Consider the following 24,326-nt stretch of genomic DNA (forward strand, 5'->3'; position numbering starts at 1 on the left):
TTACTCGACGATCGCTTCGAGGTTCGACTGCACGGTGCCGAGGATCTGCGCGGGGTCACCCGTCTTCAGCGACTCGAGCTGGGCGTTGAAGTCGGCGACCACGTCGGCGGCGCCGTCCTGGTTCGGCGGGAACTGCGCGTAGTCGGCACCCGCGAGGAACGGTGCGAGCGTCGGGTTGTCGGAGGTCCACTGGTCGGCCGCCGAGGCGATCGACGGCATCGGACCGAAGGCCTTCGAGAAGGCGAGCTGGCTATCGGCGCTCGTGAGGTGCTCGACGAGGTCGAGCGCGGCCTGCTGGTTGGGGCTGTCGGCGGCCATGCCCCAGCAGTTCGTGAACTGCAGGGTGCCCGCACCGCCCGGGCCCTCGGGCAACTCGGCGACGGTGTAGTCGACCGAGCTGAAGTCGTTCTCCATGGCGCCGGTGATCCAGTTGCCCTCGATCACCATCGCGGCCAGGCCCTTTCCGAGAGCTTCGCCGCCCCATCCGGCGCCGACGTCCTTGGCGTAGGCGAAGGTGCCGTCGTCGAGGTGCGTCTTGACGTAGTCGAGCGCGTCGACGTTCGCCTGGTCGTCGGCGATCGCGGTGCCGTCGTCGACGAGGCCGCCGCCCGCCTGCGCCATGAACGTGCCGACACGCTGGTACTCGGCGCCGAAGGCGAGTCCGACGTGCTCGGGGGTCGTGAGCTTCTGCGCGACGGTCGCGAGGTCGTCCCACGTCTTGGGCAGGTCGGCGTCGGTGAGACCGGCATCCGCCCACATCTGGCTGTTGATCACGAGCGCGAGCGTCGAGAAGTCCTTGGGAGCGCAGTAGAACGTGCCGTCGAGCGTGAAGTTCTCGACGAGCGAGGGGTAGAAGTCGTCCTTGTTCGAGAGCTCGTCGCCGTAGGCCTGCAGCGACCCGTTCTTCGCGAAGCCGGCCATCTGCTCGGGGGCGAGGTAGAAGAGGTCGGCGGGCTTTCCGGCCGCGAAGCCCTGCGAGAGCTCCTGGGCGAGGTCGCTCGCGACCTGCACGTCGACCTCGGTGCCGGAGTCCTTCGACCACGCGTCGACCGCGGACTGCACGGCGGCGGTCTCGGCGTCGCCGGAGGAGCCGATCAGGATCGTGAGCGCGTCGTCCGAGGAGGTGAGGCCCTCCGAGTCGCCGCCGGAGTCGCCGCCCGAGAAGCCGGAGCCGCATCCGGCGAGGACGAGCGTGCTGGCGATCAGCACCGCTCCGGTGCCGACGAGGGCGCGTGTGGTGTGCCGTGTCATGGTCTCTCTCCTTTGATGAGTCACTGCAAGAGGCTGTGATCGTTGCGGTCCGGGTGCAATTTGAACGATCAAACTCCGCGTGGAATAGGCTAGGTGCGGTCACGCGGGCATGTCAAGCCCGCACGGAGCGAGGAGAGCGATGGCGAAGGCGCCCACGGTCGAAGACGTCGCCGCACACGCAGGCGTCTCCCGGCAGACGGTGTCGAACGTGCTCAACACCCCCGACATCGTCCGCCCCGAGACGCGCGAGCGCGTGCTCGCCGCGATCGACGCGCTCGGCTACCGACGTCACGCCGCCGCGAGACGGCTGCGCCTGCGTCGCAGCTCGACCATCGGCATCCGCCTCGACCCCTACCTCGGCGGGGTGTCCGGCGTGGTGCTCGACCGCTTCGTGCACGCCATCACCGAGCGCGCCAGCGCGCGCGGCATGCGGATGCTCGTCTACGCCGCGCGCTCGCCGCAGGAGGAGCTGAGCCAACTCACCGAGCTGTGGGAGGGGTCGGAGATCGACGCGGCCATCCTCACCGCCACCGAGCGCGACGACCCCCGCGTCGGGAGCCTGGATGCCGTCGGCCTCCCGTTCATCTCCTTCGGCCGCCCCTGGGGCGACGACGACATCGCCGACCCCACGCACCTGTGGGTCGACGTCGACGGAGCCGCCGGGACACGGGCCGCGACCGCGCACGCGCTCGGCTTCGGCGACACCGTGGCGTTCCTCGGCTGGCCGCACGGATCGGGCACAGGCGACGACCGGGAGCGCGGCTGGCGTGAGACGATCGCGGATGCCGGAGCGCGCGGTCTGCGCGTGATCTCGGAGGAGTCCGTGACCGGCGCGCGCGAGGCCCTGGCGCGTGTGCTCGCGGAGGGCACCCGCATCGACGCGCTCGTCTGCGCGAGCGACTCGCTCGCGGTGGGGGCGCTGCTCGCCCTCGCCGACGCACGGCTGAGCGTGCCCGTGGTCGGCTTCGACAACACGCCCACGGCCGAGGCGCTCGGATTCTCGAGCGTCGAGCAGCGCCCTGAAGACGTCGCTCAGGCGATCCTCGAGCTGCTGATGGGGCCGACCGGCGACGTCGTCGCTCCCCGCCGACTCGAGCCCGGATCCGCGCACGCGCTCATCACCCCGGAGCTCGTGATCCGCTGAGGGTGCCGTCGGAACGCGCCCCACACATCTGCGCGCGGTATCGTTGCGACACGATGAGGATGACGCGTCGCACCCTGCTGGTCGGCGCCGGAGCCGGTGTCCTGGGAGTCCTGCTGGCCTCCTGCACGCCCGAGCCGGCGCCGTCGCCCACGCCCACACCGACCCCCACACCGCGTCCGACCGGCGGCGCGATCAGCCCCGCCGCGTTCGCGCGCAGCGCGTGGACCACCGATCCGTTCTCCCTCGGCGCCGCGAGCTTCACGCCCGTCGGCACCCAGCAGAGCGCCCGCGAGGCTCTCGCAGAGCCCGTCGAGGACCGCCTGTTCCTGGCCGGGGAGGCGACGGATGCCGAGGCGCCGGGCACGCTCGACGCTGCGCTGCGATCCGGCGAGCGCGCAGCCGAGGATGTGCTGCGCGTCGCCGGGACCGGAGAGCGGATCGCCGTGATCGGCGCGGGCCTCGCCGGTGCGGCGGCGGCGTCGCGCCTGGTCTCCGCCGGGGCCGAGGTCATGGTCTTCGAAGCGCGTGACCGGGTCGGCGGCCGCGTGCAGTCCGTCGTCGACGAGAAGACCTGGCCGGTGCCCGCCCAACTCGGCGGATGGCTCCTCGGCGCCGCGGACACCGAGATGCTCGCACAGCTCACCCGTCTCGATATCCGCTCCGCCTCCGTCTCGACGCCCTCGTGGCGGTCGGCCGAGGGGGCGGTCGACGCCATCTCCGACGAGCCGGTCCGCGCCGCGATCGACGCGGGGCAGCAGAAGCCCGCCGATGTCTCGCTCGCCGATGCGCTCGCCGAGGCCGGCGTCGACCTCGAGGAGCCGGGACTCGCCGCGCTGCTCGCGGCCGTCTCATCGGCATCCGGCTCCGACGCCGATGACGCGTCGACCTGGTTCCCACCCGCACTCCCGCCGGCCGAGCGCACCGCTCCCCTCGGCGACCTCGGCGCCGTGCTCGACGACCTGCTCGACGGCGCGAGGGTGAGCCTGTCGTCGCCCGTGTCCCGCGTCGCCTACGACGACGCGGGCGTGAGCCTCGGGATAGCGACGGGGGAGTCGCTGTCGTTCGACCGCGTGGTCATCACTGTGCCGCTCGGCGTGCTGAAGGGCGAGGGGCTGCAGTTCGCCCCGGCGCTGCCGTTCTCGCACCGCGGCGCGATCGCCGAGCTCGGCATGGGCCGCATCGAGACCGTGTGGATGCGGTTCGAGGAATCGCCGTTCGCCGCGGATCCCTCGGAGGAACCCGCGCCGACCCCCGCCCCGGAGGCGACGGCCGGTGTGTGGCACGTGGTCGGCGGCGACGCACTGATCCGCACCTGGATCGACCTCTCCCCGGTGACCGGCGAGACCGTCGTCGTGGGGATCGTCGGCGGCGAGGACGCGCAGACGTTCGCCGAGCTCGACGACACCGAGGTGCTCGAGGCTGCCATCACCTCACTCGCGCCGTTCCTCGCGACGCCCTGACCCGGGCGTCCGGGCTCCGCCCCGTCAGACCGGGATGCGCTCGTGGCCGCGTCGCCGCATCCGGCTGACGAGCACGATCACGGATGCCACCGCGGCGAAGATCGCGAGCGCGATCGCGCTGGTCACGAAGAACTCCGGCGGTCCGGAGACCTGCCGCGGGTCGAGGAAGTAGTACGGGTACCAGCCGACCAGCGGGCCGCGCCACAGCGTGACGCCTCCCCAGGCGAGCGGGAACGCCAGCGCGGTCGGCACGACCCACCACGGCACGCCGCGGTGACCGGGCGTGAGCACCCACGCGAGCGCGGTGCACGCGGGCAGGTAGAAGTGCAGCACCTGATCCGACCACGGCACGTCGACGCGGATGCCGCGGAGCCCGGCCTGCCAGACGATGAGCGCGAACGCGAGTCCGGCGGTGATGGTCCATGTCAGAACGAGCGCCAGCGCGACCGTGAACCACCGCGGGTCGGCGGCGCGGGCGAACGCGAGGACCGCGCCGATCACGAGCACGACGACGAGGGCGCAGTTCGACTGCACCGTGAGGTAGGCGAAGAAGTTGTCGCCCGCGATCGTGCGGGAGCTGAGCCCCCAGAACAGGCGGTGCACGAGGGCGACGGTGCACACGGTCGCTGCGGCGAGGCGCAGTGCGCCGAAGACAGCTCGCGCCCTCACCGTCGTCTCGCATCCTTCCCCGGCGCTCCGGTCGCGCCATGTCGGCGCTCGGGTCGCGCCATCCGGCGAGTCTACGGAAGCCGTCTGAGGGTGCGGGCCGGATCGCCGGTCGTGGCGCGCGTGTCGCCGCGCCCGCTGTGTATCCTGTCAACAGTTAACAGGAGGTCATCGTGACACAGACCGTCCAGCGCGGGGAGTCCCTCGGCGCACAGGTGGCCCGGGTGCTGCGACAGCGCATCGTGCGCGGCGAGCTCGCCGCCGGATCGCGCATCACCGAGGAGGCGCTCGCCGAGGAATTCTCGGTGAGTCGCGGCCCGATCCGCGACGCCCTCGTGCAGCTGAGCTTCGAGAAGCTCGTCGAGGTGCAGCGCCCGCGCGGCGTGTACATCGTGGGCCTCGCGCCCGACGACGTCGATCAGCTCTACAGTCTGCGCGGCGCGTTGGAGCAGCTCGCGCTGGCGCGGGCGATGCGGGTCGAGGACGACTCGCGGTGGTCGCCCATGGCGGCTGCCGTGGAGCGGATGGGGGCGGCCGCGGATGCCGGAGACCATGCGGCGTTCGTGGCGGCCGACCTCGAGTTCCACTCGCAGATCTACGTGCTCGCGGATCACGCCCGGCTCGAAGGGGCCTGGCACCAGTACCTGCCGACCTTCGCGGCGCTGCTGGAGGTCACGATCAATCACGACGAGGACCTCCACGAGTCCTCCGGCGACCACGTGACCCTCATGAGGGTCATGCGGGAGGGGACGCCGGAGGCGGCGGCAGAGGTGCTCGCGGCGCACCTCGACGGGGCTCGGGCGCGCATGCTCAGCGAGATCTCGGGTCGCGGCTGAGCGGCATCCGCTCTTCTGTGCGCGTGCGTCCGCCCTTCGGCAGCGCGTGCGATCGCCTCGAGATCGGTCTGTGACCTGCACAGTGTTGACTGTTAACAGTCAACACTGTTAGCCTCAGTCACGTCGACAACACGGTCGACCCACGTAGAGGAGCAAAGATGCCCCGCATGCGCATCACCCGGGCGGCCGCCGCGATCGCCGCCGTCGCAGCCACGGCTCTCGTCCTGTCCGCCTGCACCAAGGTCGAAGAAGGGGAGGATGCCGCGTCGGCATTCCCCGAGAACGACATCCGCCTCATCATCCAGGCCAACCCCGGCGGCGGATCCGACCTGTCGTCGCGCGCGCTCGCGACCGAGCTCGAGGGCATCCTCGGGGTCAGCGTGATCCCCGAGAACATGCCGGGTGCCGCCGGCGCCCTCGCGATGGAGTACGTCGGGTCGCAGGACCCCGACGGCTATGTGATCGGGTTCGCTCCGGTCGAGATCGCGATGCTCAACACCACCCAGAGCGCGAACGTCCTGCCCGACGACTTCACCCTGCTGGGACAGATCATGCTCGCGCCGGGCGTCATCACGGTCGGCGCGAACAGCGGCATCGAGTCGCTCGAGGACCTCGTCGACCGGGCGACGTCCGGCGCCGTCACGGTCGCCAACTCCGGAGCGGGCTCGATCTGGGAGGCCGCGACGATCGGCCTCGGCGACGCGACCGACGCCGAGTTCACGCCCGTGCCCTACGACGGCGGAGCCACCGCGGTCTCCGCCGCGGCATCGGGCGAGACCGTCGCCGCCGTCTCGGGCCTGGGCGAGGCCCTCGCGCAGGGCGAGGCCGTGCGCATCCTCGCTGTCATGAACGACGAGCGCCACCCCGACGCCGAGGACGTGCCGACGGTCGAGGAGGCGGTGGGCGAGGACGTGCAGTTCGGCGGCTGGGGCGGGATCTACGCCCCGAAGGACCTTCCGGACGACGTCAAGAGCACCCTCGAGGCCGCCGTCAAGGAGGCCGTCGAGTCCGACGGCTACCAGAAGTTCCAGAAGGACGCCGGCAACCTCGTGGTCTACCGCGACTCCGCCGAGTGGACCACGTTCGTCGACGAGCAGTTCGCCCTGTTCAAGGACCTCCTGGGCTGATCGGATCGCGGGGCCGGTTCGCGCCGACCCCGCGGTTCCCGACCAGCCGTCACCCCCGAGGAGCATCGATGTCGACTCCCGACACCCCCGCATCCGGCGCCGTCGACGCGGCCGTCGACTCCGGCGACGCGTACCAGGGCGCGCCCGCGTCCCGCCCGCTCGAGATCCTCTTCGGCGTCGTCTCCCTGGCCGTCGCCTCCGGATACCTCGCCCTCGCCACGCAGATCCCGCTGCGCCGTGAGGCAGCCCCCGGGCAGATCGACGCCCGATTCTGGCCCATGGTCATCGGCGTCACGGCGGTCGTGATCGCCCTCGCGATCCTCGCGATGGCCCTCGCCCGCCCGGCACCGGGTCGCGAGGACCTCGAGCGCATCCAACCGGGCGGCTACGTCCGCGTCGTCGCCACGCTGGCCATCTCCGGCGCGTTCATTGCGCTGTGGTCGCTCGGCTCCGTCATCCTGTTCGGCTACCGCGTCGAGGTCTTCCCGATCGCGGCCGCCCTCCTGATGGCCGGCCTCATGCTCCTCTACGGCCACCGCCGCTGGCTGAGCCTCGTCATCTACTCTGCCTCCGTCACGGCGTTCGTGTACGTCGTGTTCGGGATGCTCCTGAGGATCCCCCTGTGAACGCGCTCATGGAGGGGCTGAACTCGCTCCTCGACATCTCGATCCTGCTCTACATGCTCGTGGGCCTCGTGCTCGGCTTCATGGTCGGAGCCTTCCCCGGCATCACCGCGACCATGGCCGTCGCGCTCGCCGCGGGCTTCACGATGACGCTCGAGCCCGTGCAGGGCCTCGCGGTGCTGCTCACGATCTACGTCGCAGCGAACTTCGGCGACCGGGTGCCCTCGATCCTCATCAACACTCCGGGCACGCCCGCGTCGATCGCCACCACGCTCGACGGGTATCCGATGGCGAAGCAGGGCCGCGCCGGACTGGCGCTCACGATCTCCGCGATCGTCTCCGCCGTCGGCATCCTCGCCTCGCTCGTGCTGTTCTCGGTCGCGGCCGTGCCGATCGCGAGCTTCGCCCGCGACTACTTCAAGTCGCCGGAGCTGTTCGCGCTCGTGGTGTTCGGCATCTCGATCATGATCGGCATCTCGTCGAAATCGATGCTCAAGGGCATCCTCGCCGGCCTCTTCGGCCTCATGCTCGGCACGGTCGGCACGTACGCCGCGACCGCCGACCAGCGTTTCACCTTCGGGGTTCTCGAACTGGTCGAGGGAGTGAACTTCATCGCCGTGATCATCGGGCTCTTCGGCATCGCCGAGCTGTTCGACCAGCTGCTCACGTACCGCAAGAGCACCGTGCGCCCGATCTCGAGCCTCGGCCGCTGGTGGCCGAACCGCTCCGAGCTGCGCCAGAGCGGCCGGGCAACCGCGGTCGGGGGCGCGGTGGGCCTCGGCGTGGGGCTGATCCCGGCGGCCGGCGGCGACATCGCCGGACTCATCGGATGGGAGCGGGCGCGCAAGGCGTCGAAGCGTCCCGAGCTGTTCGGCAAGGGGTCGATCGAGGGCGTCGCCGCCTCCGACACGGCCTCCAGCGCGACGCTCGGCGGCTCGCTGACGACCACGATGGCGCTCGGCATCCCCGGCGACTCGGTCATGGCCGTCATGATCGGCTCGATGATCATCTGGGGCATCACGCCCGGACCGACGCTGTTCACCAACCGGCCCGACCTCGTCGTGTCGATCGTCGGCATCATGCTGACAGCGACCATCCTGTCGCTGCTGCTGAGCCTCGTGCGCATGAAGGGCATGGTCAAGCTGCTCGACGTGCCGCAGCCGTACCTGTGGAGCGGCATCCTGATCTTCTGCATCATCGGCACGTACGCGACGTCCAACAGCCTGTCGACCGTCGTGACGATGCTCGTGTTCGGCGTGATCGGCGTGCTGCTCAAGCGGATGCAGGTGCCCGCAGGCCCCGTGGTGCTCGGCCTCCTGCTCGGCCCGCTCGCCGAGGAGAACCTCGCGCGGACCCTGGCGATCCTCCCGACCCGGCCGTTCTTCGAGGTCGTGAGCCCGATCGCGATCGTGCTGCTCGCCCTCGCCGTGTTCTCGATCGTGATGCCCGCGATCCGGGCCGCCCGAAAGCCGCGTGCCGAGCGTGCCTCGCTCGAGGACTCGATCCTCGACGACGAGAGCCGCGAGCAGATCGAGCGCGCGCACGACGAGCTCGCCGCGCGGCCCGACCTGCTGACCTCGACGGTCCGCACCGACGACACCGCCCGCGCGCGCCGGAAGCCGCGCACCAGTTCCAAGGAGAACGAGAAGTGACCCGTTACGACATCCTCACCGCCATCCCCACCGCGTTCCACCGCGACGGGAGCCTCGACCTCGAGGGCTCGCGGTCGATCTTCCGGTTCGTGGGGGAGTCCGGCAACGAGGGGGCCTTCGTGCTCGGCACGACGGGAGAGTTCCCGGCGGTCGACGTCGAGGAGTTCACGGCGCTCGTGCGCACCGCACTGGAGGAGCTCGCCGACCGCATGCGCGTGATCGTGCACGTCGGGCGGCCCAGCACGTTCGAGGCGCTCCGTCTGGTCGAGATCGCGAAGGGTCTGGGCGCCACGGAGTTCGCCGCGCTCACGCCGTACTACCTGAAGTCCTCGGACGACGCGATCTTCGAGTACTTCGAGAAGGTGTCGGATGCCGTCGGCGACGGGCGTCTGTACGTGTACATCTACCCGGCGCGCAGCGGCAACCCGGTCTCGGTCGATCTGCTGGTGCGGCTCGCGCAGCTGCCGAACGTCGTCGGCGCCAAGGTCAGCGAGCTGAGCCTCGACGACATCGCGGCCTACCGCGCGGCGGTGCCCGCGGACTTCGAGCTCTACACGGGCGCGGATCGCGACCTCATCGCGGCGGTGGACGCCGGTGCGCAGGGCGTCGTGTCGGGCGTCTCCTCGGTGACGCCGAAGCCGTTCCGCGCGCTGGCCGACGCCGGTCGTGCGGGCGATCCCGCCGCGATCGCCGCGGCCCAGGCGGCGGTCGACGACGTGGTGTCGCTGATCGGCGGCGACATGGCCCGCATGAAGGAGGCGTACCGCGTGCTCGAGGTCGCCGACGCGCACTGCCGCATGGCGATCGCCGAGCCCACCGACGCCGAGCGCTCCGCTGTCGCGCAGGTCGTGGCGACGCACCGCTGAGTTCGCAAACCCCGCGATCCCAAAGAATCGCGGATCGTCGTCGCTGTCGCTTGTGAAATCGAAAGACTGGGGATCGGAAAACACAAGAACAGAAAGAGTTTCACCAAGTTGGGCTGATTTCCTGGTCCAGAATACGCAAATAAACCTAAACTGACGTCGTTCGGCGCACGCCGATAACTTCTACGACGATGTAAGGGGTTTGCGAATGAAGCTCAGAAAGAGCCTGGCTGTCGCCGTCGCCGGCGCAGCAGCCGTGGGACTGACAGCCTGTGCCGGTGGTGCCGCACCCACCCAGACCGGTGGCGGGGGAGACGCCGACACCGTGACGTTCCGCTCGTGGAGCCCGATCGAGCAGACCACGCGCCAGATGATCGAGGCCTTCGAGGCCCAGAACGAGGGATCGTCGATCGACGCGACGATCTTCAACTACCCGGAGTACCTCGTCGACCTGCAGAGCCGCGCGAGCTCCAACACGATGCCCGACATCGTGGGACTGCAGCCCGGCGCGCTCACCCAGCAGTACCGCGACAACCTCATGCCGCTGCAGGACTGCGCCGCCGAGACCTGGGGCGACGACTGGCAGGACAAGTTCTACCCGATCGGCATCGAGCAGTCCCGCATGGGCAACCCCGAGGGCGACGAGAACTTCTACTCGCTGCCGATCCTCACCCAGACCGTGAACCTCTGGGCGAACTCGAACATCTTCGACGACGCCGGACTCGAGGTCCCGAAGACCTGGGACGACCTGAAGAGCGTCACGGCGGAGCTCTCCGGCGGAGACGCCGCCCCCTTCCTCCTGCCGGCCAAGGACTCCTGGCTGCGCAACGTGGTCTTCCTGCAGATCGCCAACAACGTCTCGCCCGGCACCGTCTACGAGGCCGAAGACGGGACGATCCCGTGGACCGACCCTGCGATCGTCGAAGCCTTCTCGTACTGGGGCAAGCTCTTCACCGACGGCATCGCCCAGGACGGCGCGATCGGCCTCGACGCCTACCCCTCGGCCGTCAACCAGTTCGAGGCGGGCAACGCCGCGATGATCCCGCTCGGCGCCTGGTGGATCCAGCAGTCCGACCCGACCAAGTCCGACATCCCGCCGCTCTCCGAGGGCATGTCCGGTTACGAGCCGTTCCTGTTCCCGACGATCCCGGGCGGAGCTGCGGAGTCGCAGTTCGTCGGCGGCATCGACGTGAGCCTCGGCATCTCGAAGGACACCGCGAACCCGGAGCTCGCCTGCAAGGTGCTCACCGACTTCATCGCCGGCTCCGGCGCGCAGAAGCTCGTCAACACCATGAACGACGTGCCCGCCGTGACCGGTCTGTCGCCCGAGGAGTTCACGAGCCAGAAGCAGGAGGACATCTGGAACCTCTTCGTGGACGAGTGGCTCCCGAAGGTCCAGTACTCGCGCTACTTCGAGTCGCCCAAGCTCGACCAGGCCGTGGCCGACGCCCTCGCGGCGATCGCCACGGGTGACTCCACGCCCGAAGAGGCGGCCGCCTCCGTGCAGGCCGTGCAGGACACGCTGAACTGACCGACCCCGCCGTCACGGATCCGGAGCGCCCCTCGCCCCGGATCCGTGACGGCGCCCACCCGCCTCGAGGGGAGCGCGCGTGAAGACACTGACCCGCGAGCGTCTGGTCGGCCTGGCCTTCCTGGCGCCGACGCTGATCCTGTTCGCCGTCTTCGTCGTCTATCCGATCGTCTACAACGTCCAGGCCAGCACGCTGGACTGGGACGGCGTCAACGCCGGGACCTTCGTCGGAGCCGGCAACTACGGCGAGCTGTTCCAGGACCCGACGTTCCTCATCACGCTGCGCAACTCGGCGTTCTGGATCGTGCTGACCATCATCCCGCAGGCTCTCATCGGCTTCCTGCTGGCCGTCGCCCTCAACCAGGGTCTGCGCAGCAGCACCCTGTACCGCGCGATCTTCTTCATCCCGGCGATCCTGTCGCCGGTCGTGGTCGGTATCGTCTGGCAGCGCATCCTCGACCCGTTCAACGGCGTCCTCACCAGTCTCGGCAAGGCCACGGGCCTCGAGTTCCTCGGTGGGAACTACCTCAGCGATCCGCAGACGGCGATCTTCGCGGTCATCTTCGTGAACGTCTGGATGTGGACCGGCTTCTCAATGCTGTTCTACCTCGCCGGTCTCCAGCTGATCGATCCGAGCCTCGTGGAGGCCGCCCGCATCGACGGCGCGAACGGATTCCAGACCATGGTCCGCATCACCTTCCCGCTGCTGAAGACGACGACGCTGTCGCTCGTGCTGCTCGGGATCATCGGGTCGCTCAAGACCTTCGAGCTCGTGTACGTGCTGACTCAGGGCGGCCCGAACCACGCCTCGGAGATGCTGCCGACCTTCGCGTTCCTCGAGGCCTTCCAGTTGCAGAACGTCGGCTACGCCTCGACCATCAGCGTCGTGCTCCTCGTGATCGCGGTCGTCAGCTCGCTGTCGATGGTGCGCGTCTTCGGAGCCGGATTCATCACGGGAGACGAGAAATGAGCGAGACCAGGACGCTGATCGTCCCCGAGACCCGTCGTCGGGCGGCCCGCAGCCACGGAGCCCCCGGTCGCCGTGTGGGCTGGCTGCACGTCGTGCTCGTGCCGCTCGCCGTGCTGTGGCTGATCCCGATCATCATGGTCGTCGGGCTCTCGCTCATGCCGCCGAACAATCCGACGACGCAGTTCTTCGGGATGTTCCCGCAGGAGTTCAGCATCCGGAACTACCTGACCATCTGGGAGCAGAACCCGATCCTGCTGCATCTGCTCAACAGCCTGCTGATCACTGTCCCCTCGGTCGTGCTGGTGTGCCTGCTCGGCTCGATGGCGGCGTTCGCCCTCGCTCGGCTCCGTGTGCCCCTCAAGGCGCTGATCTTCGGGGTCCTCATCCTCGCGCTGATCCTGCCGATGTCGAGCATCGTCGTCGCGACCTTCCGCATCCTGCAGTCCATGCAGCTGTACAACAACATCGCGGGTCTCGTGCTCGTGTACACCGCCCTGGGTCTGCCGTTCGCGGTCATCATCATCCGCACCTCCTACCTCGCGATCCCGCTGGAGACCTACGAGGCCGCGCGACTCGACGGCGCCAGCGCGTGGCAGATCTTCTGGCGCATCTATCTTCCGCTCGGCAAGCCCGCGCTCGCGGTGGTCGCGGTGTGGCAGACCATGATGAGCTGGAACGACTTCCTGCTCCCGCTCGTCACGCTTGGCGACAACGAGCTCAAGCCGCTCACGCTCGTGCCGCTCACGTACCGGGGCATGTACCTGTCGCAGCCGGGTGCCCTGTTCGCGATCCTCGTGCTCATCTCGGTGCCGGTCGTGCTGCTGTTCGTCTTCATCCAGAAGTACCTGGTGAACGGGCTCTCGGGGGCGATCAAGTGAGCGTCCTGGGACTCGACCTCGGCACCAGCGGGGTGCGTGCCGCGGCGTTCTCTCTCGACGGTCGCGAGATCGGCAGCGCCTCAGCGACTCTCGAGCTCCAGCGGCCGGGGCGGGATCGCGTCGAGCTGGATGCGGGGGAGCTCATCGCCGCGGCCGAGTCGGTCGTCCGGTCCGCGGCTGCCGCTGCGCGGGCGCATGGCGACCCCGTCGCGGCGCTCGCGTTCAGCGTGCTGGGCGAGGCCGTCGTGCCGATCGGCGCCGCGGGGGAGCCGCTCGCCCCCGTCGCGGTGAGCATGGACGCCCGCGGGCACGACGCGGCGGCCGCTCTCGGCAGGGGCATCGGTGCCGAACGCTTCGCGGGGATCACCGGGCAGCCGCTGCACGGCATGTTCTCGGTGTTCAAGATCGCCGCGGGCGATGAGCCATGGCGGGATGCCGCGGGCTACCGCTGCATGGGAGACCTGCTCGCCGAGCGGTGGACCGGGGTCGCCGGCATCGACCTCTCGCAGGCGGCGCGCACGGGTCTGCTCGACGTCGCCACGGGACGGTGGAGCTCGGAGCTGCTCGACGCCTTCGCCGACACGGCGCCGTGGATCACCGAGGATCGGCTGCCGACACCCGTCGCCGGGGGCCAGGCGATCGGCACGGTCACGGGGTCGACGGCGGAGCGGCTGGGGCTCTCGGGCGACGTGCTCGTGGTCGCCGGCGCGCACGACCAGGCCGCGGCGTTCCTCGGTGCCGGCGGCGCTGCCGGCATCCGCTCGGTCGTCGCATTCGGATCGAGCGACTGCCTCACGGTCGGCTCGGCCTCGCGGCCGGCGGGCCTCGAGGCGACCGGGTTCGCCTCGTACCGGATCGACGAGGAACGATGGATCACCCTGGCGGGCACCGCCGCAGGCGGGTGGGCGCTGCAGTGGTTCGCGGGCATCGTCGGATCGACGGTCGGCGAGGTGTTCGGCACTCTCAGCCCGTGTCCGCCGGCCCTGCTCCTGCTGCCGTACCTCGCGGGAAGCGGCACGCTCGACAACGACCCGCAGGCGCGAGGGGTGCTGCACGGCCTCACGCTCGAGACGTCGGTGCCCGAGATCGCGCGAGCGGTCGCCGAGTCCGCGGGGTTCGAGTTCCGCACCATCCTCGACGCCTTCTCCGCCCACGGGGTCGCCACGGGCGATCTGATCGTGACCGGTTCGGGCTCGGAGAACGCCGCGGCTCTCCAGGCCAGAGCGGATGCCGCAGGGCGGTCGCTCACACCCGTGACCGCCGACGCCTCGGCGCGGGGAGCGGCGATGTTCGCGGCATCCGCCCTCGGCGCCGATTCCGCCCCGCTCCTCGCGCCGACCACGGCGGCCGTCGCCGAGCCGGCCGCCGAGCACTCCGAGTGGTACGCGCGGCAGCGCAGCGCCTACCGCGACCTCTATCGCGCGACCCGCGACATCGCCGCTCATCTCGCAACGCCTGCCCCTCAGACCGCCTCAGAACATCAGAACGCACCTGCCCATCAGAAGGAGAACACGCCATGACCGACACGCTGTCCCGCACGGGATTCGACATCGACGCCGCCCGGAAGGAGATCCTCGACTACTGCCTGCGGTCGATGGAGTACGGCCTGAACTTCAACACCCAGGGCAACATCAGCATCCGCGTTCCCGGAGTCGACGACCGTTTCCTCATCACCCCCACCGACCTCGAGTACGACCGGATGACGCCGGAGGACATCGTGCTCGTGAACGGCGCCAGCGAGGTGATCGACGGCCGGCTCGGTCCGTCCAGCGAGGTCACCGTGCACATGGCGGTGTACAAGCGCCGTCCCGATGTGAACGCGATCGTGCACTCCGAGCCCGTGTTCTCGAACGTGTGGGGCGTCGTGGGATCGCCGATCCTCGGCACGCTCGTGAACATGGTGATCTACACCAAGGGCGACGTGCCCATCATGCCGTTCGAGCTCAGCAACAACACCGAGTTCGGGGAGCACATGTGCGACGCGATGGGCGACCTCAACGCTGTCGTGTGGGCGAACCACGGACTGCTCACGGTCGGCCCGAACCTGCGCGACGCGTTCAAGACCAGCGTGGCGGTCGAGTCTGCGGCCAAGGTGCAGGCCTACGCCCGCGCGCTGACGGACACGCCGATCGTGCTCGAGTACGACAAGCTCGGCATCACCGAAGCGCTCTGACCTCATGGCGCTGCAGACACTCCGAGAAGCGCTCGCCCTGGCAGAGGCGGGGGAGTACGCGGTGGGCGCGTTCAACGTGTCCAGCCTCGATCAGGTCCTCGCGGTGCTCGCGGCGGCCGAGGCCGAGCGCTCGCCCGTGATCGTGCAGGCGATCGCCGGCATGTCGGCCTACGACGACGAGTCCGCGTGGTGGCACCGGCTGCGTCGACTGGTCGACGAGCACGCCGACCGCATCCCGGTGGTGCTGCACCTCGACCATGGCCGCACGTACGACGACTGCGCGCGCGCGATCGACCATGGATTCACTAGCGTCATGATCGATGCGAGCCGCGACATCGACGACGACGAGCCGTCCTCCTTCGACGAGAACGTCGCGCTCACCCGGCGAGTCGTCGAGCTCGCGCATCCCGCGGGCGTGAGCGTCGAGGGGGAGCTCGGCACGATCGGCGGCGCGGAGGCGGGGATCACCGGCACGGTCGAGGAGATCGTGTTCGCCGACCCCGATCAGGCGGCCTCGTTCGTCGCGGCGACCGACGTCGACGCACTCGCGGTCGCGGTGGGCACGAGCCATGGCTCGGTGAAGTTCACGGATGCCGAGGGCGGGCAGCGGCTCCGGCTCGAGCTCATCGCGGAGATCAAACGACGACTGCCCGACACCTTCCTCGTGCTGCACGGCTCCTCTTCGGTGCCGGCGGAGGCGGTCACGACGATCAACACGCACGGCGGGGCGGTGCGCCCCTCATACGGCATCTCGCCGGAGCAGAAGAGCGAGGGCGTCGCCGCCGGCATCCGAAAGATCAACCAGGGCACCGACTCGCACCTCGCGTGGACCGCGGCACTGCGGGAGTTCCTGAGCGAGCGTCCCGCGGTCGTGGAGCCGAGCGAGCAGTTGCGCGCCGGGATCGACGGATTCCGCGGCATGGTCGCGCGCCGGATGCGCGAGTTCGGCTCGGCCGGTCGCGCCTGACCCTCCGACGGCCCTGCTCCCTGGGGAGCGGGGTCGTCGTCTGTACCTGGCGACTCAGGCGATGTCGATCGTGAGGCCCGCCTCGCGGAGCGCCTCCAGTTCGTCGCCCGGGGCCTCCGAGCCCGTGACGAGCAGATCGACCTGCGACAGCGGCGCGACCTGGATCATCTGGCTCTTGCCGATCTTCGAGCTGTCGGCCACCACGATGCGGCGGGCCGCGGTCTCCAGATACCGGCGCTTCATGGTGACCTCGGGCAGGCTCGAGTTGGTGAAGCCCGTCGGGGACACCCCGTTGCAGCCGATGATGCCGAGGTCGCTGTGCACGGAGCCGAGGAACATGTCTCCGAGCGGATCGATGAGGGAGCGCTGCTTGTAGCTCACGGTGCCGCCGGTGACGACCACGGTGATCTGGTGCGGCTCGGCGACGCCGAGCTCCAGCGCGATCGTGAGGGAGTTCGTGAACACGACCACGCCGCGCAGCTCCTCGCGCGTGCGCAGCGCTCGCGCCACCGCGAGGGTCGTCGTCCCCGCGTCGAGCATGATCGCCATCTCGCTCTCGACGAGTCCGGCTGCCGCGTGCCCGATCCGCCGCTTCTCGGTGACCGCCCGGGTGAGCGCGCGCTCGTAGTCGGGGGAGTGCGCCGTGGACTTGATACCCGAGATCGCGCCGCCGTGCACGCGCTGGATCACGTTCTCCTCGGCGAGCAGGTCGAGGTCGGTGCGGACCGTGACCTCGGAGACGCTGAGCGCCCGGCTGAGCTCCTGCACGCGGGCGAATCCCTGACGCTCGATGATCGAGACGATCTGCTCTCGCCGCACCGCCGCCGGCACAGCTTGGGACCACTCTGGCATGGCCTCAGCGTAGCGGTCCGGGCGCTCGGCACAGGGGATCGAAAGGTGGCTTTCCTAGCGTCGAGGGTGGGCATCAGCCCGCTCCGCGCCTGGCGCGGTGTCCTGCCACGAAGGAAGGCCTCCTCATGACGAACACCACCGCCCCCGCAGCCACGACCTCCTGGGGACTCCTCGTCCTCCGCATCGTCGTCGGCGCCGTCTTCCTCGCCCACGGGGCGCAGAAGATCTTCGAGTTCACGCTCGCCGGCACGATCGGCAGCTTCGCCGGCATGGGTGTCCCTCTGCCCGAGATCGCCGCTCCCGTCGTCGCCTTCGTCGAGCTGATCGGCGGAGGGATGCTCGTGCTCGGCCTGTTCACGCGCCTCGCCGGCGTGCTCCTCGCGGTCGACATGCTCGTCGCACTCGTGCTCGTGCACCTGCCCGCGGGGCTCTGGGTCGGCGACGGCGGCTACGAGTTCGTCGCCGTGCTCGGTGCGGTCGCCCTCGCCCTCGCGTTCACGGGGGCGGGGCGCTTCTCGGTCGACCGGGGCGTGCTGCGCGGTCGGGCACCGGTCTGGCTCGCCTGACTCAAGCCGGTCGGGCCGGTACGGTCAGCGGCTCGACCAGGAAGCGGAATGCCGCGCCCTGGCGGAACGGTTCGACGATCTCGAAGTTCTCGAACGCCGGTCCGCCGGGGATCGGCGACGCGCTCGCCCAGTAGGACCACCGCGCGTTGACCCGGCACTCGAGCGCGGGGTGGGGGTCGTCGACCCGCCACCGCTGCAACGACCGTCGTCCGAGGAATCGCCAGTGGTCGGCGGTGTCGTGAGAGTATTCGACCGACCACGGATCCATCTCGTCCCCGACGGCTTCTACGATCGCGGCCTGTCCGTCTCGACGCAGCTCTGCGAGGCCGAAGCGGCCGTGCTCGGTGAAACCGGTGCCGCAGAACCCTGGCCACAGGTCGGCGGGGGTGACGGTGCGGTCCGCGAGTCGCAGCACTCGCAGCCGTGCCCAATTGCCCATGGTGGCGGTGAGGACGAGATGCTCCAGCGGCGTCGATGACGCATTCACGAACCCGGCGACCTCGACTTCGTGCGGGCGGTCGGCGAAGAAGCGAATCCGAACGTGGACATCCGCCCCGTTGTCGAAGCGCTCCACGCCGATCCACACGGTGAGCGTCTCGATGCCGTCGATCTCCGCGACGACGCCGCGCGCGGGGTGATCCGTCGCCGCGGGCTCTCCAGCGGCGAGTGGGTCGTCGGCCGACCAGAACCGCTTGCCCGGCTCCCCGGGGTCGAGCATGCTCGGCTCCAGTTCTGAGAACCCTCGCCCCGTCTGCCCCTCAGGTATCGGTTCGACGGCGATGAAGTTCACGAGTCGTTCCGGCGGGTGGTCGAGGTACGGCGTGTAGACGCGCAGGAGTCCCCGCGGGCCGGGGAGGGGAGCGATGCCAATCTGGATGCCGTCGCGGTGGCCCCATCGCGGCACGCCGTCGGCACGTAGCCAGGTTCCTTCGGTCGATGAGGGCACGCCTGAGACCCTAGTGCGATGAAATCGATTTCGCTAGGTTCGATGCCAGGCGCGGTGCGTCCGCACCGCCGATCGAGGAGGATCATGCGCCGTGCACCCGCATCCCATCGCCGTCTCGCCGCGGCATTCGTCGTCCTCGCCCTGGGGCTCTCCGGCTGCGCGGGAGGAACCGGCGTGACCGTGGATCCGGACCCCGACAAGCCGTTCGTGCTCGAGGGCGTCTCGAATCTCACGGAGATCGCCCAGCTGACCGGTCCCGGCGCCATGAACGACACGGCGTCCGTCTCGGTGGCCGGCACGGATCTCGGGTCGATGACGAACGTCGGCGACCGCACCTTCTTCTTCTTCGGCGACACGTTCGGCGAACGCGACCCGGAGTCGATCGGCGGCCAGGGCGGGTTCTGGCGGTCGAACGTGGCGGCGTGGACGGAGGACGACGACCCGACCGACGGCATCGACTTCGACGGTTGGGTCGCCGACGACATCGGCTTGGCGGAGGCGCTGATCGAAGGTGATCACGACGCGAACGGGGCCGGAGGCGAGGTCACCAAAATCCCGACGTACGGCTTCTCGATCGGCGACACGATCTACGTCTCGTACATGTCCGTGCGGTTCTGGGGGGAGCCCGGCGCCTGGGATGCCAACCGATCCGCGCTCATCGTCTCGCGCGACGGCGGCACGTCGTGGGATCCCGTCGAGGGCGTGGAGTGGCCGGGGGACTCCAACTTCGTCCAGCTCGCGACAGCCGAGGTCAACGAAGGCGGTGAGGACTGGATCTACCTCTGGTCGATCCCGTCCGGACGTTTCGGAAGCGTCCAGCTCATGCGGGTCCGGGCGACCGAGGAGGCCGTCGAGGACCAGTCGGCGTACTCGTACTTCGCCGGGCTCGACGGCGGTGCGCCGACCTGGAGCGACGACATGGCCGACGCCGATACCGTGGTCGACGGCACGATCGGCGAACTCTCGGTGATGTGGTCGACGTACCTCGAGCGCTGGATCATGACGTACTCCGACGCGGGGAACGCGTACATCCGAGAGGGCATCACGCCGTGGGGGCCGTGGGGCGATCCGCTCGAGCTCGTGCCGGGCAGCGAGTACGAGGGCCTCTACTCGCCGTACCTGAATCCGCGGTACGTGACGGAGGACGGCAGGCGCATCCACTTCACGCTGTCGCTGTGGGGGCCGTACAACGTGTTCTGGTTCTCGGCCGATCTTGAGCGGTCGAACTGAGATATTGGATCCCTTGCTTATGAAATCGATTTCGCTTACTCTGGCGCATACCCGGTCGCCGAGGACCGTCGGCTGGGCCGGTGGGTTTCGGCGACAGCCGAGCACACAGCAGCGACTCGACGAGGAGTCCGTTCCTGAGGAGGAACCCATGAGAATCACCCCACGCACCCGCAGGGCGACGTTCGCCGCTCTCGGGGCACTCACCATCGGCGCGATGATCGCCGGCTGCGGATCCGGAACGCCAGGAGAATCCGCCGACTCCGGCGGCGAGGACGGCGTCACCACGATCCAGTTCTGGCACCGCAACTTCACGCCGGTCGAGAACGAGTGGTACGAGAACATCATCAGGAAGTTCAATGACTCGCAGGACGAGATCAAGGTCGTCGGCACGCAGGTGCCCGGCGACGCCTGGGATCAGAAGATGAAGGCCGCGCAGGCGGCGGGCAAGGCCCCCGACATCTACACGCACCCCGGCAGCATCCAGGATGCTGTGAACGCGGGTCAGCTGCACGAGCTCGACGGGATCGTGCCCGACGACGCCCTCGCCGAGATCTCGGACGCCGCGAAGCCGGTCTCCGAGATCGACGGCACCTACTACGCCTACCCGCTGCTGCTCGAGCCGCAGGCCGTGCTGTTCTGGAACAAGGACATCCTCGACGCGGCGGGCGTCGACTCCGAGCAGGGACCGACGACGTGGGACGAACTGATGGACGCGTGCGCCAAGATCCAGCCCACGCTCGCCGACGGGCAGTATTGCATCTCGCCAGCGCAGGACGCCGCGACGTTCGCCTGGTCGACCGTCGGCCAGCAGTACAACTTCGCCGGTCACACCGCGCTGAACTCCGACTGGACCGCCGCCGACATCGACGACGCCGGATACCGCGACATGATGACGCAGTACAAGACACTGTGGGATGAGGGGTACATGCCCAAGCAGCCCCTCGCCGACTACGGCGGAGGCAAGGACTTCGGTGAGCAGAAGGTCGCCTTCAAGGTGTCCGGTTCGTGGATGCTGTCGGAGATCGGCTCGGACTACGCCGAGGTCCTCGGCAAGACCGGCATCGGGCCGATGGTGAACTCGGCGGAGGCCGACGGTCGCACGGCCACGACCCTCGGCAACTTCAAGTGGGTCGTCGACGCGAAGACCAAGAACGCGGAAGCGGCGGGGAAGTTCCTCTCCTGGGCGATCGCCGGCGACCCCGAGAACCTCGTGCCCTTCTTCGTCGACACGCAGTTCACGAAGGCCCCGGTGCGCCAGTCGGTGCAGGATGCTGTCGCCGCCGACCCCAAGGCGACTGATGCGCCCTGGTCGTCGATCATCACCGAGGAGATCGCTCCAAACGCGATCCCCGAGCCGACCTACCCGTGGGACGTCTCGCTCGCGGTCGGCACCGCCTTCGAGTCGGTCATGAAGGGGTCCGCGTCGCCGGATGCCGCGATCGACACCGCGAACAAGGCGATCCAGACGGTCATCGACCGCGAGGGCCTCGCGGACAAGGCGCCGAGCCAGTAGGACTCCGCGGCGGGGGTCGGAGTTACGCGCCGACCCCCGCCTGCGGGATCACGACAGCACGAGGGAACGGGTGGAGCGAACGATGGTCAGTGCAGTCTCGACGGAACGACGGGCGGTGAGACGCCGAACGGATGCCAGACGGTATCGCGACACGAAAGTCGCGTACCTGTTCCTGCTGCCGGTGGTCGGCCTCCTCGCGATCTTCGTGATCTGGCCGGCGGTCTATGCCGGATTCCTGTCGTTCCAGAACTGGAGCTTCTATAAGGAGCCCGAGTTCGTCGGCCTTCGCAACTTCACCGCCGTCCTCAGCGATCCGCTGTTCTGGGCGTCGGTGGGCAGGGGCTTCGCCTTCGTCGCGATGACGGTGCCGCCCATGCTCGTGCTCGCGTTCTTCTTCGCGAGCCTGGTCGTGAGCGTGTCTCGCCGTTTCGCCAGCGTCCTCAAGGTCAGCATCTACATCCCGACGATCATCTCCTCGGTCATCACATCGATCATCTTCGTGCTGATGTACGACTACTCGGGCGGTCTGCTCAACTGGTTCCTCGGGATCTTCGGCGTCGACCCGATCGCGTGGATCGGCGATCCGGCCTGGGCGCTGCTCGCGATCGCCATCCCCGCCATCTGGCTGGGCATGGGTCTGACCTCGCTCATCATGGTCGCTGCGATGGTCGACATCCCCACCGAGTTCTACGAGGCGGCGGCGATGGAGGGCGCCAACTGGTGGCAGAAGACCGCGTTCATCACGCTGCCGCAGATGAAGAACATCATCCTGTATCTGCTGATCACCGGGTTCGTCGCGGCCATCCAGCAGTTCGAGCTTCCGCTCGTCATGACCGGCGGCGGACCGCTGGACTCCACGACCCTGCCGAACCTCTTCATCTTCAACCACTTCCGCAACGACATCAACGTCGGCTACTCGATCGCCGCCGCGCTCGTCATGTTCGTCGTGCTCGGCACGGTGTCGGCGATCGTGTTCAAGTTCGTCAATTCCGAGAGGCTGGTGGACTGATGGTCACCATCGCGCCGCAGGACACTACGCGCGCCATCGTGCTCGCCGGCACCGAGCCGTCGCGGCGGGCCCGCCTGCCGAAGACCCCAGGCTCGTGGGTGATCGTGATCGGCAAGCTCATCGCGGGTGCGGTGTTCCTCGTGGCGGCGCTGTTTCCGCTGGCCTGGATGGTCATCGCCGGTTTCAAGTCGAAGACCGAGGTCATCCAGACCCCCTTCCAGTTCTTCCCCGAGGTGTGGCGCTGGGAGAACTACGCGCAGATCCTCGCCGATCCCACCTTCACCCGCACGATGCTGTGGACCTTCGGCGGCGCCGTGCTCTTCACGGCCCTGAGCCTCACGGTCAATTCGCTCGCCGCCTACGCGTTCGCGCGCCTGGACTTCCGGTTCCAGCGCACCCTGTGGGTCATCGTCATCACGACCATGTTCATCCCCGGGATGACGATCCTGCTCACGAGCTTCATCGTCGTGACCCGGTTGTCGATGCTCGACACCCTCGCGGTGCTCGTCCTGCCCGGGGCCGCGAGCGCCGGCACGGTGTTCTTCATCCGGCAGTTCTACCTGAACATTCCCGCGAGCCTCGAGGAGGCGGCGATGCTCGACGGCTGCGGACGCTTCGCGATCTTCGTGCGCATCTTCCTCCCGCTGTCGAAGCCGCCGTTCGTCGTCATGGGCATCACCTCGTTCCTCGCGTACTGGAACTCGTACGTGTGGCCGATCCTCACGATCACCACCCCCGAGCGCTTCGTCGTCCAGCAGTTCCTCGCGACCTTCCGCTCCGAGCGCACGAGCGAGCTCGGGCTCCTCATGGCCGGCTCGGTGCTCGCTGCGGCGCCCGTCATGATCCTGTTCCTCATCTTCCAGCGCCAGATCATCGGCAACATCAAGATGGCCGGTCTCAAGTAGACCGGCCGTCGGAGAGCACCACCGACACAGGAAAGAGGTCGACGATGACCGAACACCGTACGTCTCCGCTCATCTCCCGCCGCGGCGTCCTGCAGGGCGCGCTCGCGCTCGGCGCAGGGATGCTGGCCGCTCCCGTTGTCGGGATCGGCGCCGCAGCTCCGGCATCCGCCGCCGGACCGCTCACCGTCACCAGGTTGAAAGTGCTCGCCGGGACGCAGAGCCCCGTGCAGTACGGGATCGGGGCGACCGACCTCGGCATCCCCGCCCGCACGCCGGACGGGCGGCTGCTGTTCGTGTTCGGCGACACGTGGGCCGATCACGTCGGCGGCGCGAACTGGCGCTCCCCGGTCGGCCTCTACTCGTCGACCACGAACCTCACCGCCGGCGTCGTCTTCAACGGCTCAGCCGGCGCCGGCGCCAACACGCAGGGTGTGGCTCCCCAGTTCTGGTACTACCCGCACGACGCGTACTTCACGACCGTCATCCCCTCGGACGTCATCACGATCGGCTCGCGCATGTACCTGCACGCGATCGTGAACGGCCCGCAGTTCGGCGCGGTGCGCTGGACCGAGCTGTGGAAGTCCGACGACAACGGCGCGACCTGGCAGCACACCGGGCTGCAGTTCCCCGCCGACATGGCCGGCGGCAAGTTCCAGTGCATCACGTGGGGCCTCGGCAGCGACGGATACGTGTACATCTACGGCACCGGCTTCCAGCGCGACAAGGGCATCGTGCTCTACCGCGTGCCCTCGAACAACATGACCACCCTCTCGGCGTATCAGCCGTGGGGGTTCGCGAACGGCTCCTGGGGCTGGGGCAAGCCGGTGACCGAAGTCCTGCCCGGCGGGTTCGGCGAGATGTGCCTGCGACCGCTCGGCGGCAAATGGATCCTCACCTGGTTCAACGCGGCCGCGTACCGGATCGACGCGATGGTGCTGAACACCCCGACCGACAACCTCTACACCGCCACCAAGACGACCCTGCTCACGGGCGCCGAGTGGGGGCAGGAAGATGCGTCGCACGTGGCCCAGCTCTACGGCGGGTACATCATCCCCGGGTCGACGCTCTCGGACCTGCACCTCAGCGTCAGCCAGTGGAACACCGGGAACAACAGCGTGTACCACTCCGAGCAGTTCCGCGTGCAGGGGCTCGTCTGAGGCGGAG

At 69.0% G+C, this 24,326-nt stretch carries 23 protein-coding genes; 19 read left to right on the top strand and 4 right to left on the bottom strand.

Going from position 1 to position 24,326, the window contains the following annotated elements:
* Positions 1–1,251: a sugar ABC transporter substrate-binding protein gene (locus tag MRBLMX7_RS11735; protein ID WP_363368697.1), complete on the bottom strand. Its 1,251-nt coding sequence runs from the start codon at positions 1,249–1,251 to the stop codon at positions 1–3.
* Positions 1,252–1,390: 139 nt separating this feature from the next.
* Here MRBLMX7_RS11735 and MRBLMX7_RS11740 point away from each other — a divergent pair, with 139 nt between their 5' ends.
* Positions 1,391–2,395, top strand: coding sequence for a LacI family DNA-binding transcriptional regulator (locus MRBLMX7_RS11740; RefSeq protein WP_363368699.1), 1,005 nt, complete (start codon positions 1,391–1,393; stop codon positions 2,393–2,395).
* A gap of 59 nt (positions 2,396–2,454) precedes the next feature.
* Complete coding sequence (locus MRBLMX7_RS11745; protein ID WP_363368701.1) at positions 2,455–3,855, top strand: flavin monoamine oxidase family protein; 1,401 nt, start codon at positions 2,455–2,457, stop codon at positions 3,853–3,855.
* Positions 3,856–3,879: 24 nt separating this feature from the next.
* Here MRBLMX7_RS11745 and MRBLMX7_RS11750 read toward each other — a convergent pair whose 3' ends face one another.
* Positions 3,880–4,524 carry a Pr6Pr family membrane protein gene (locus MRBLMX7_RS11750; RefSeq protein WP_363368703.1) on the bottom strand — a complete coding sequence of 215 codons (645 nt, stop codon included), beginning with the start codon at positions 4,522–4,524 and terminating at the stop codon, positions 3,880–3,882.
* A gap of 170 nt (positions 4,525–4,694) precedes the next feature.
* Between MRBLMX7_RS11750 and MRBLMX7_RS11755 the strand changes: the two genes are divergently transcribed.
* From MRBLMX7_RS11755 to MRBLMX7_RS11805, 11 genes are all read left to right on the top strand, one after another.
* Positions 4,695–5,357 carry a GntR family transcriptional regulator gene (locus MRBLMX7_RS11755; protein WP_363368705.1) on the top strand — a complete coding sequence of 221 codons (663 nt, stop codon included), beginning with the start codon at positions 4,695–4,697 and terminating at the stop codon, positions 5,355–5,357.
* 158 nt (positions 5,358–5,515) lie between these two features.
* Positions 5,516–6,484 carry a tripartite tricarboxylate transporter substrate binding protein gene (locus tag MRBLMX7_RS11760; RefSeq protein ID WP_363368707.1) on the top strand — a complete coding sequence of 323 codons (969 nt, stop codon included), beginning with the start codon at positions 5,516–5,518 and terminating at the stop codon, positions 6,482–6,484.
* Positions 6,485–6,552: 68 nt separating this feature from the next.
* Positions 6,553–7,110 carry a tripartite tricarboxylate transporter TctB family protein gene (locus MRBLMX7_RS11765; protein ID WP_363368709.1) on the top strand — a complete coding sequence of 186 codons (558 nt, stop codon included), beginning with the start codon at positions 6,553–6,555 and terminating at the stop codon, positions 7,108–7,110.
* On the top strand, positions 7,107–8,759 hold the full coding sequence (locus MRBLMX7_RS11770; protein WP_363368711.1) for a tripartite tricarboxylate transporter permease: 1,653 nt from the start codon (positions 7,107–7,109) through the stop codon (positions 8,757–8,759). The genes MRBLMX7_RS11765 and MRBLMX7_RS11770 overlap by 4 nt, the downstream gene beginning before the upstream one ends.
* A complete protein-coding gene (locus MRBLMX7_RS11775; protein WP_363368713.1) occupies positions 8,756–9,625 on the top strand; it encodes a dihydrodipicolinate synthase family protein in 870 nt (289 codons plus the stop codon). Before MRBLMX7_RS11770 ends, MRBLMX7_RS11775 begins: the two co-directional genes overlap by 4 nt.
* 205 nt (positions 9,626–9,830) lie before the next feature.
* Positions 9,831–11,153, top strand: a complete 1,323-nt coding sequence (locus tag MRBLMX7_RS11780) for an ABC transporter substrate-binding protein (protein ID WP_363368715.1) — start codon at positions 9,831–9,833, stop codon at positions 11,151–11,153.
* A gap of 79 nt (positions 11,154–11,232) precedes the next feature.
* Positions 11,233–12,123: a carbohydrate ABC transporter permease gene (locus tag MRBLMX7_RS11785; RefSeq protein ID WP_363368718.1), complete on the top strand. Its 891-nt coding sequence runs from the start codon at positions 11,233–11,235 to the stop codon at positions 12,121–12,123.
* The gene (locus tag MRBLMX7_RS11790; RefSeq protein ID WP_363368720.1) at positions 12,120–13,001 is read left to right on the top strand and encodes a carbohydrate ABC transporter permease; all 882 of its coding nucleotides are present in this window, start codon (positions 12,120–12,122) and stop codon (positions 12,999–13,001) included. Before MRBLMX7_RS11785 ends, MRBLMX7_RS11790 begins: the two co-directional genes overlap by 4 nt.
* On the top strand, positions 12,998–14,521 hold the full coding sequence (locus MRBLMX7_RS11795; protein WP_363368722.1) for an FGGY-family carbohydrate kinase: 1,524 nt from the start codon (positions 12,998–13,000) through the stop codon (positions 14,519–14,521). Before MRBLMX7_RS11790 ends, MRBLMX7_RS11795 begins: the two co-directional genes overlap by 4 nt.
* On the top strand, positions 14,518–15,174 hold the full coding sequence (locus tag MRBLMX7_RS11800) for a class II aldolase/adducin family protein (RefSeq protein ID WP_363368724.1): 657 nt from the start codon (positions 14,518–14,520) through the stop codon (positions 15,172–15,174). The genes MRBLMX7_RS11795 and MRBLMX7_RS11800 overlap by 4 nt, the downstream gene beginning before the upstream one ends.
* A gap of 4 nt (positions 15,175–15,178) precedes the next feature.
* Positions 15,179–16,141 carry a ketose-bisphosphate aldolase gene (locus MRBLMX7_RS11805; protein WP_363368726.1) on the top strand — a complete coding sequence of 321 codons (963 nt, stop codon included), beginning with the start codon at positions 15,179–15,181 and terminating at the stop codon, positions 16,139–16,141.
* Positions 16,142–16,195: 54 nt separating this feature from the next.
* On the opposite strand, the gene MRBLMX7_RS11810 is transcribed toward MRBLMX7_RS11805, so the two are convergent.
* A complete protein-coding gene (locus MRBLMX7_RS11810; protein WP_363368728.1) occupies positions 16,196–16,993 on the bottom strand; it encodes a DeoR/GlpR family DNA-binding transcription regulator in 798 nt (265 codons plus the stop codon).
* Positions 16,994–17,118: 125 nt separating this feature from the next.
* On the opposite strand from MRBLMX7_RS11810, the gene MRBLMX7_RS11815 reads away from it, so the two are divergent.
* Positions 17,119–17,559, top strand: a complete 441-nt coding sequence (locus MRBLMX7_RS11815; RefSeq protein WP_363368730.1) for a DoxX family protein — start codon at positions 17,119–17,121, stop codon at positions 17,557–17,559.
* Between the two features lies 1 nt (position 17,560).
* Here the strand turns inward: MRBLMX7_RS11815 and MRBLMX7_RS11820 are convergent, their stop codons facing one another.
* Positions 17,561–18,505, bottom strand: coding sequence for a hypothetical protein (locus tag MRBLMX7_RS11820; RefSeq protein ID WP_363368732.1), 945 nt, complete (start codon positions 18,503–18,505; stop codon positions 17,561–17,563).
* An 84-nt stretch (positions 18,506–18,589) separates the two neighbouring features.
* Between MRBLMX7_RS11820 and MRBLMX7_RS11825 the strand changes: the two genes are divergently transcribed.
* From MRBLMX7_RS11825 to MRBLMX7_RS11845, 5 genes are all read left to right on the top strand, one after another.
* On the top strand, positions 18,590–19,735 hold the full coding sequence (locus tag MRBLMX7_RS11825) for a DUF4185 domain-containing protein (protein ID WP_363368734.1): 1,146 nt from the start codon (positions 18,590–18,592) through the stop codon (positions 19,733–19,735).
* Between the two features lie 148 nt (positions 19,736–19,883).
* On the top strand, positions 19,884–21,248 hold the full coding sequence (locus MRBLMX7_RS11830) for an ABC transporter substrate-binding protein (protein ID WP_363368735.1): 1,365 nt from the start codon (positions 19,884–19,886) through the stop codon (positions 21,246–21,248).
* Between the two features lie 115 nt (positions 21,249–21,363).
* On the top strand, positions 21,364–22,257 hold the full coding sequence (locus tag MRBLMX7_RS11835; RefSeq protein WP_363368737.1) for a carbohydrate ABC transporter permease: 894 nt from the start codon (positions 21,364–21,366) through the stop codon (positions 22,255–22,257).
* Complete coding sequence (locus MRBLMX7_RS11840; protein ID WP_082297490.1) at positions 22,257–23,162, top strand: carbohydrate ABC transporter permease; 906 nt, start codon at positions 22,257–22,259, stop codon at positions 23,160–23,162. The genes MRBLMX7_RS11835 and MRBLMX7_RS11840 overlap by 1 nt, the downstream gene beginning before the upstream one ends.
* A gap of 44 nt (positions 23,163–23,206) precedes the next feature.
* Positions 23,207–24,319, top strand: coding sequence for a DUF4185 domain-containing protein (locus tag MRBLMX7_RS11845; protein ID WP_363368739.1), 1,113 nt, complete (start codon positions 23,207–23,209; stop codon positions 24,317–24,319).
* Positions 24,320–24,326 lie beyond the last annotated feature (7 nt).

The organism is Microbacterium sp. LMX7-1.2 (assembly GCF_040675935.1).
Classification (GTDB): domain Bacteria; phylum Actinomycetota; class Actinomycetes; order Actinomycetales; family Microbacteriaceae; genus Microbacterium.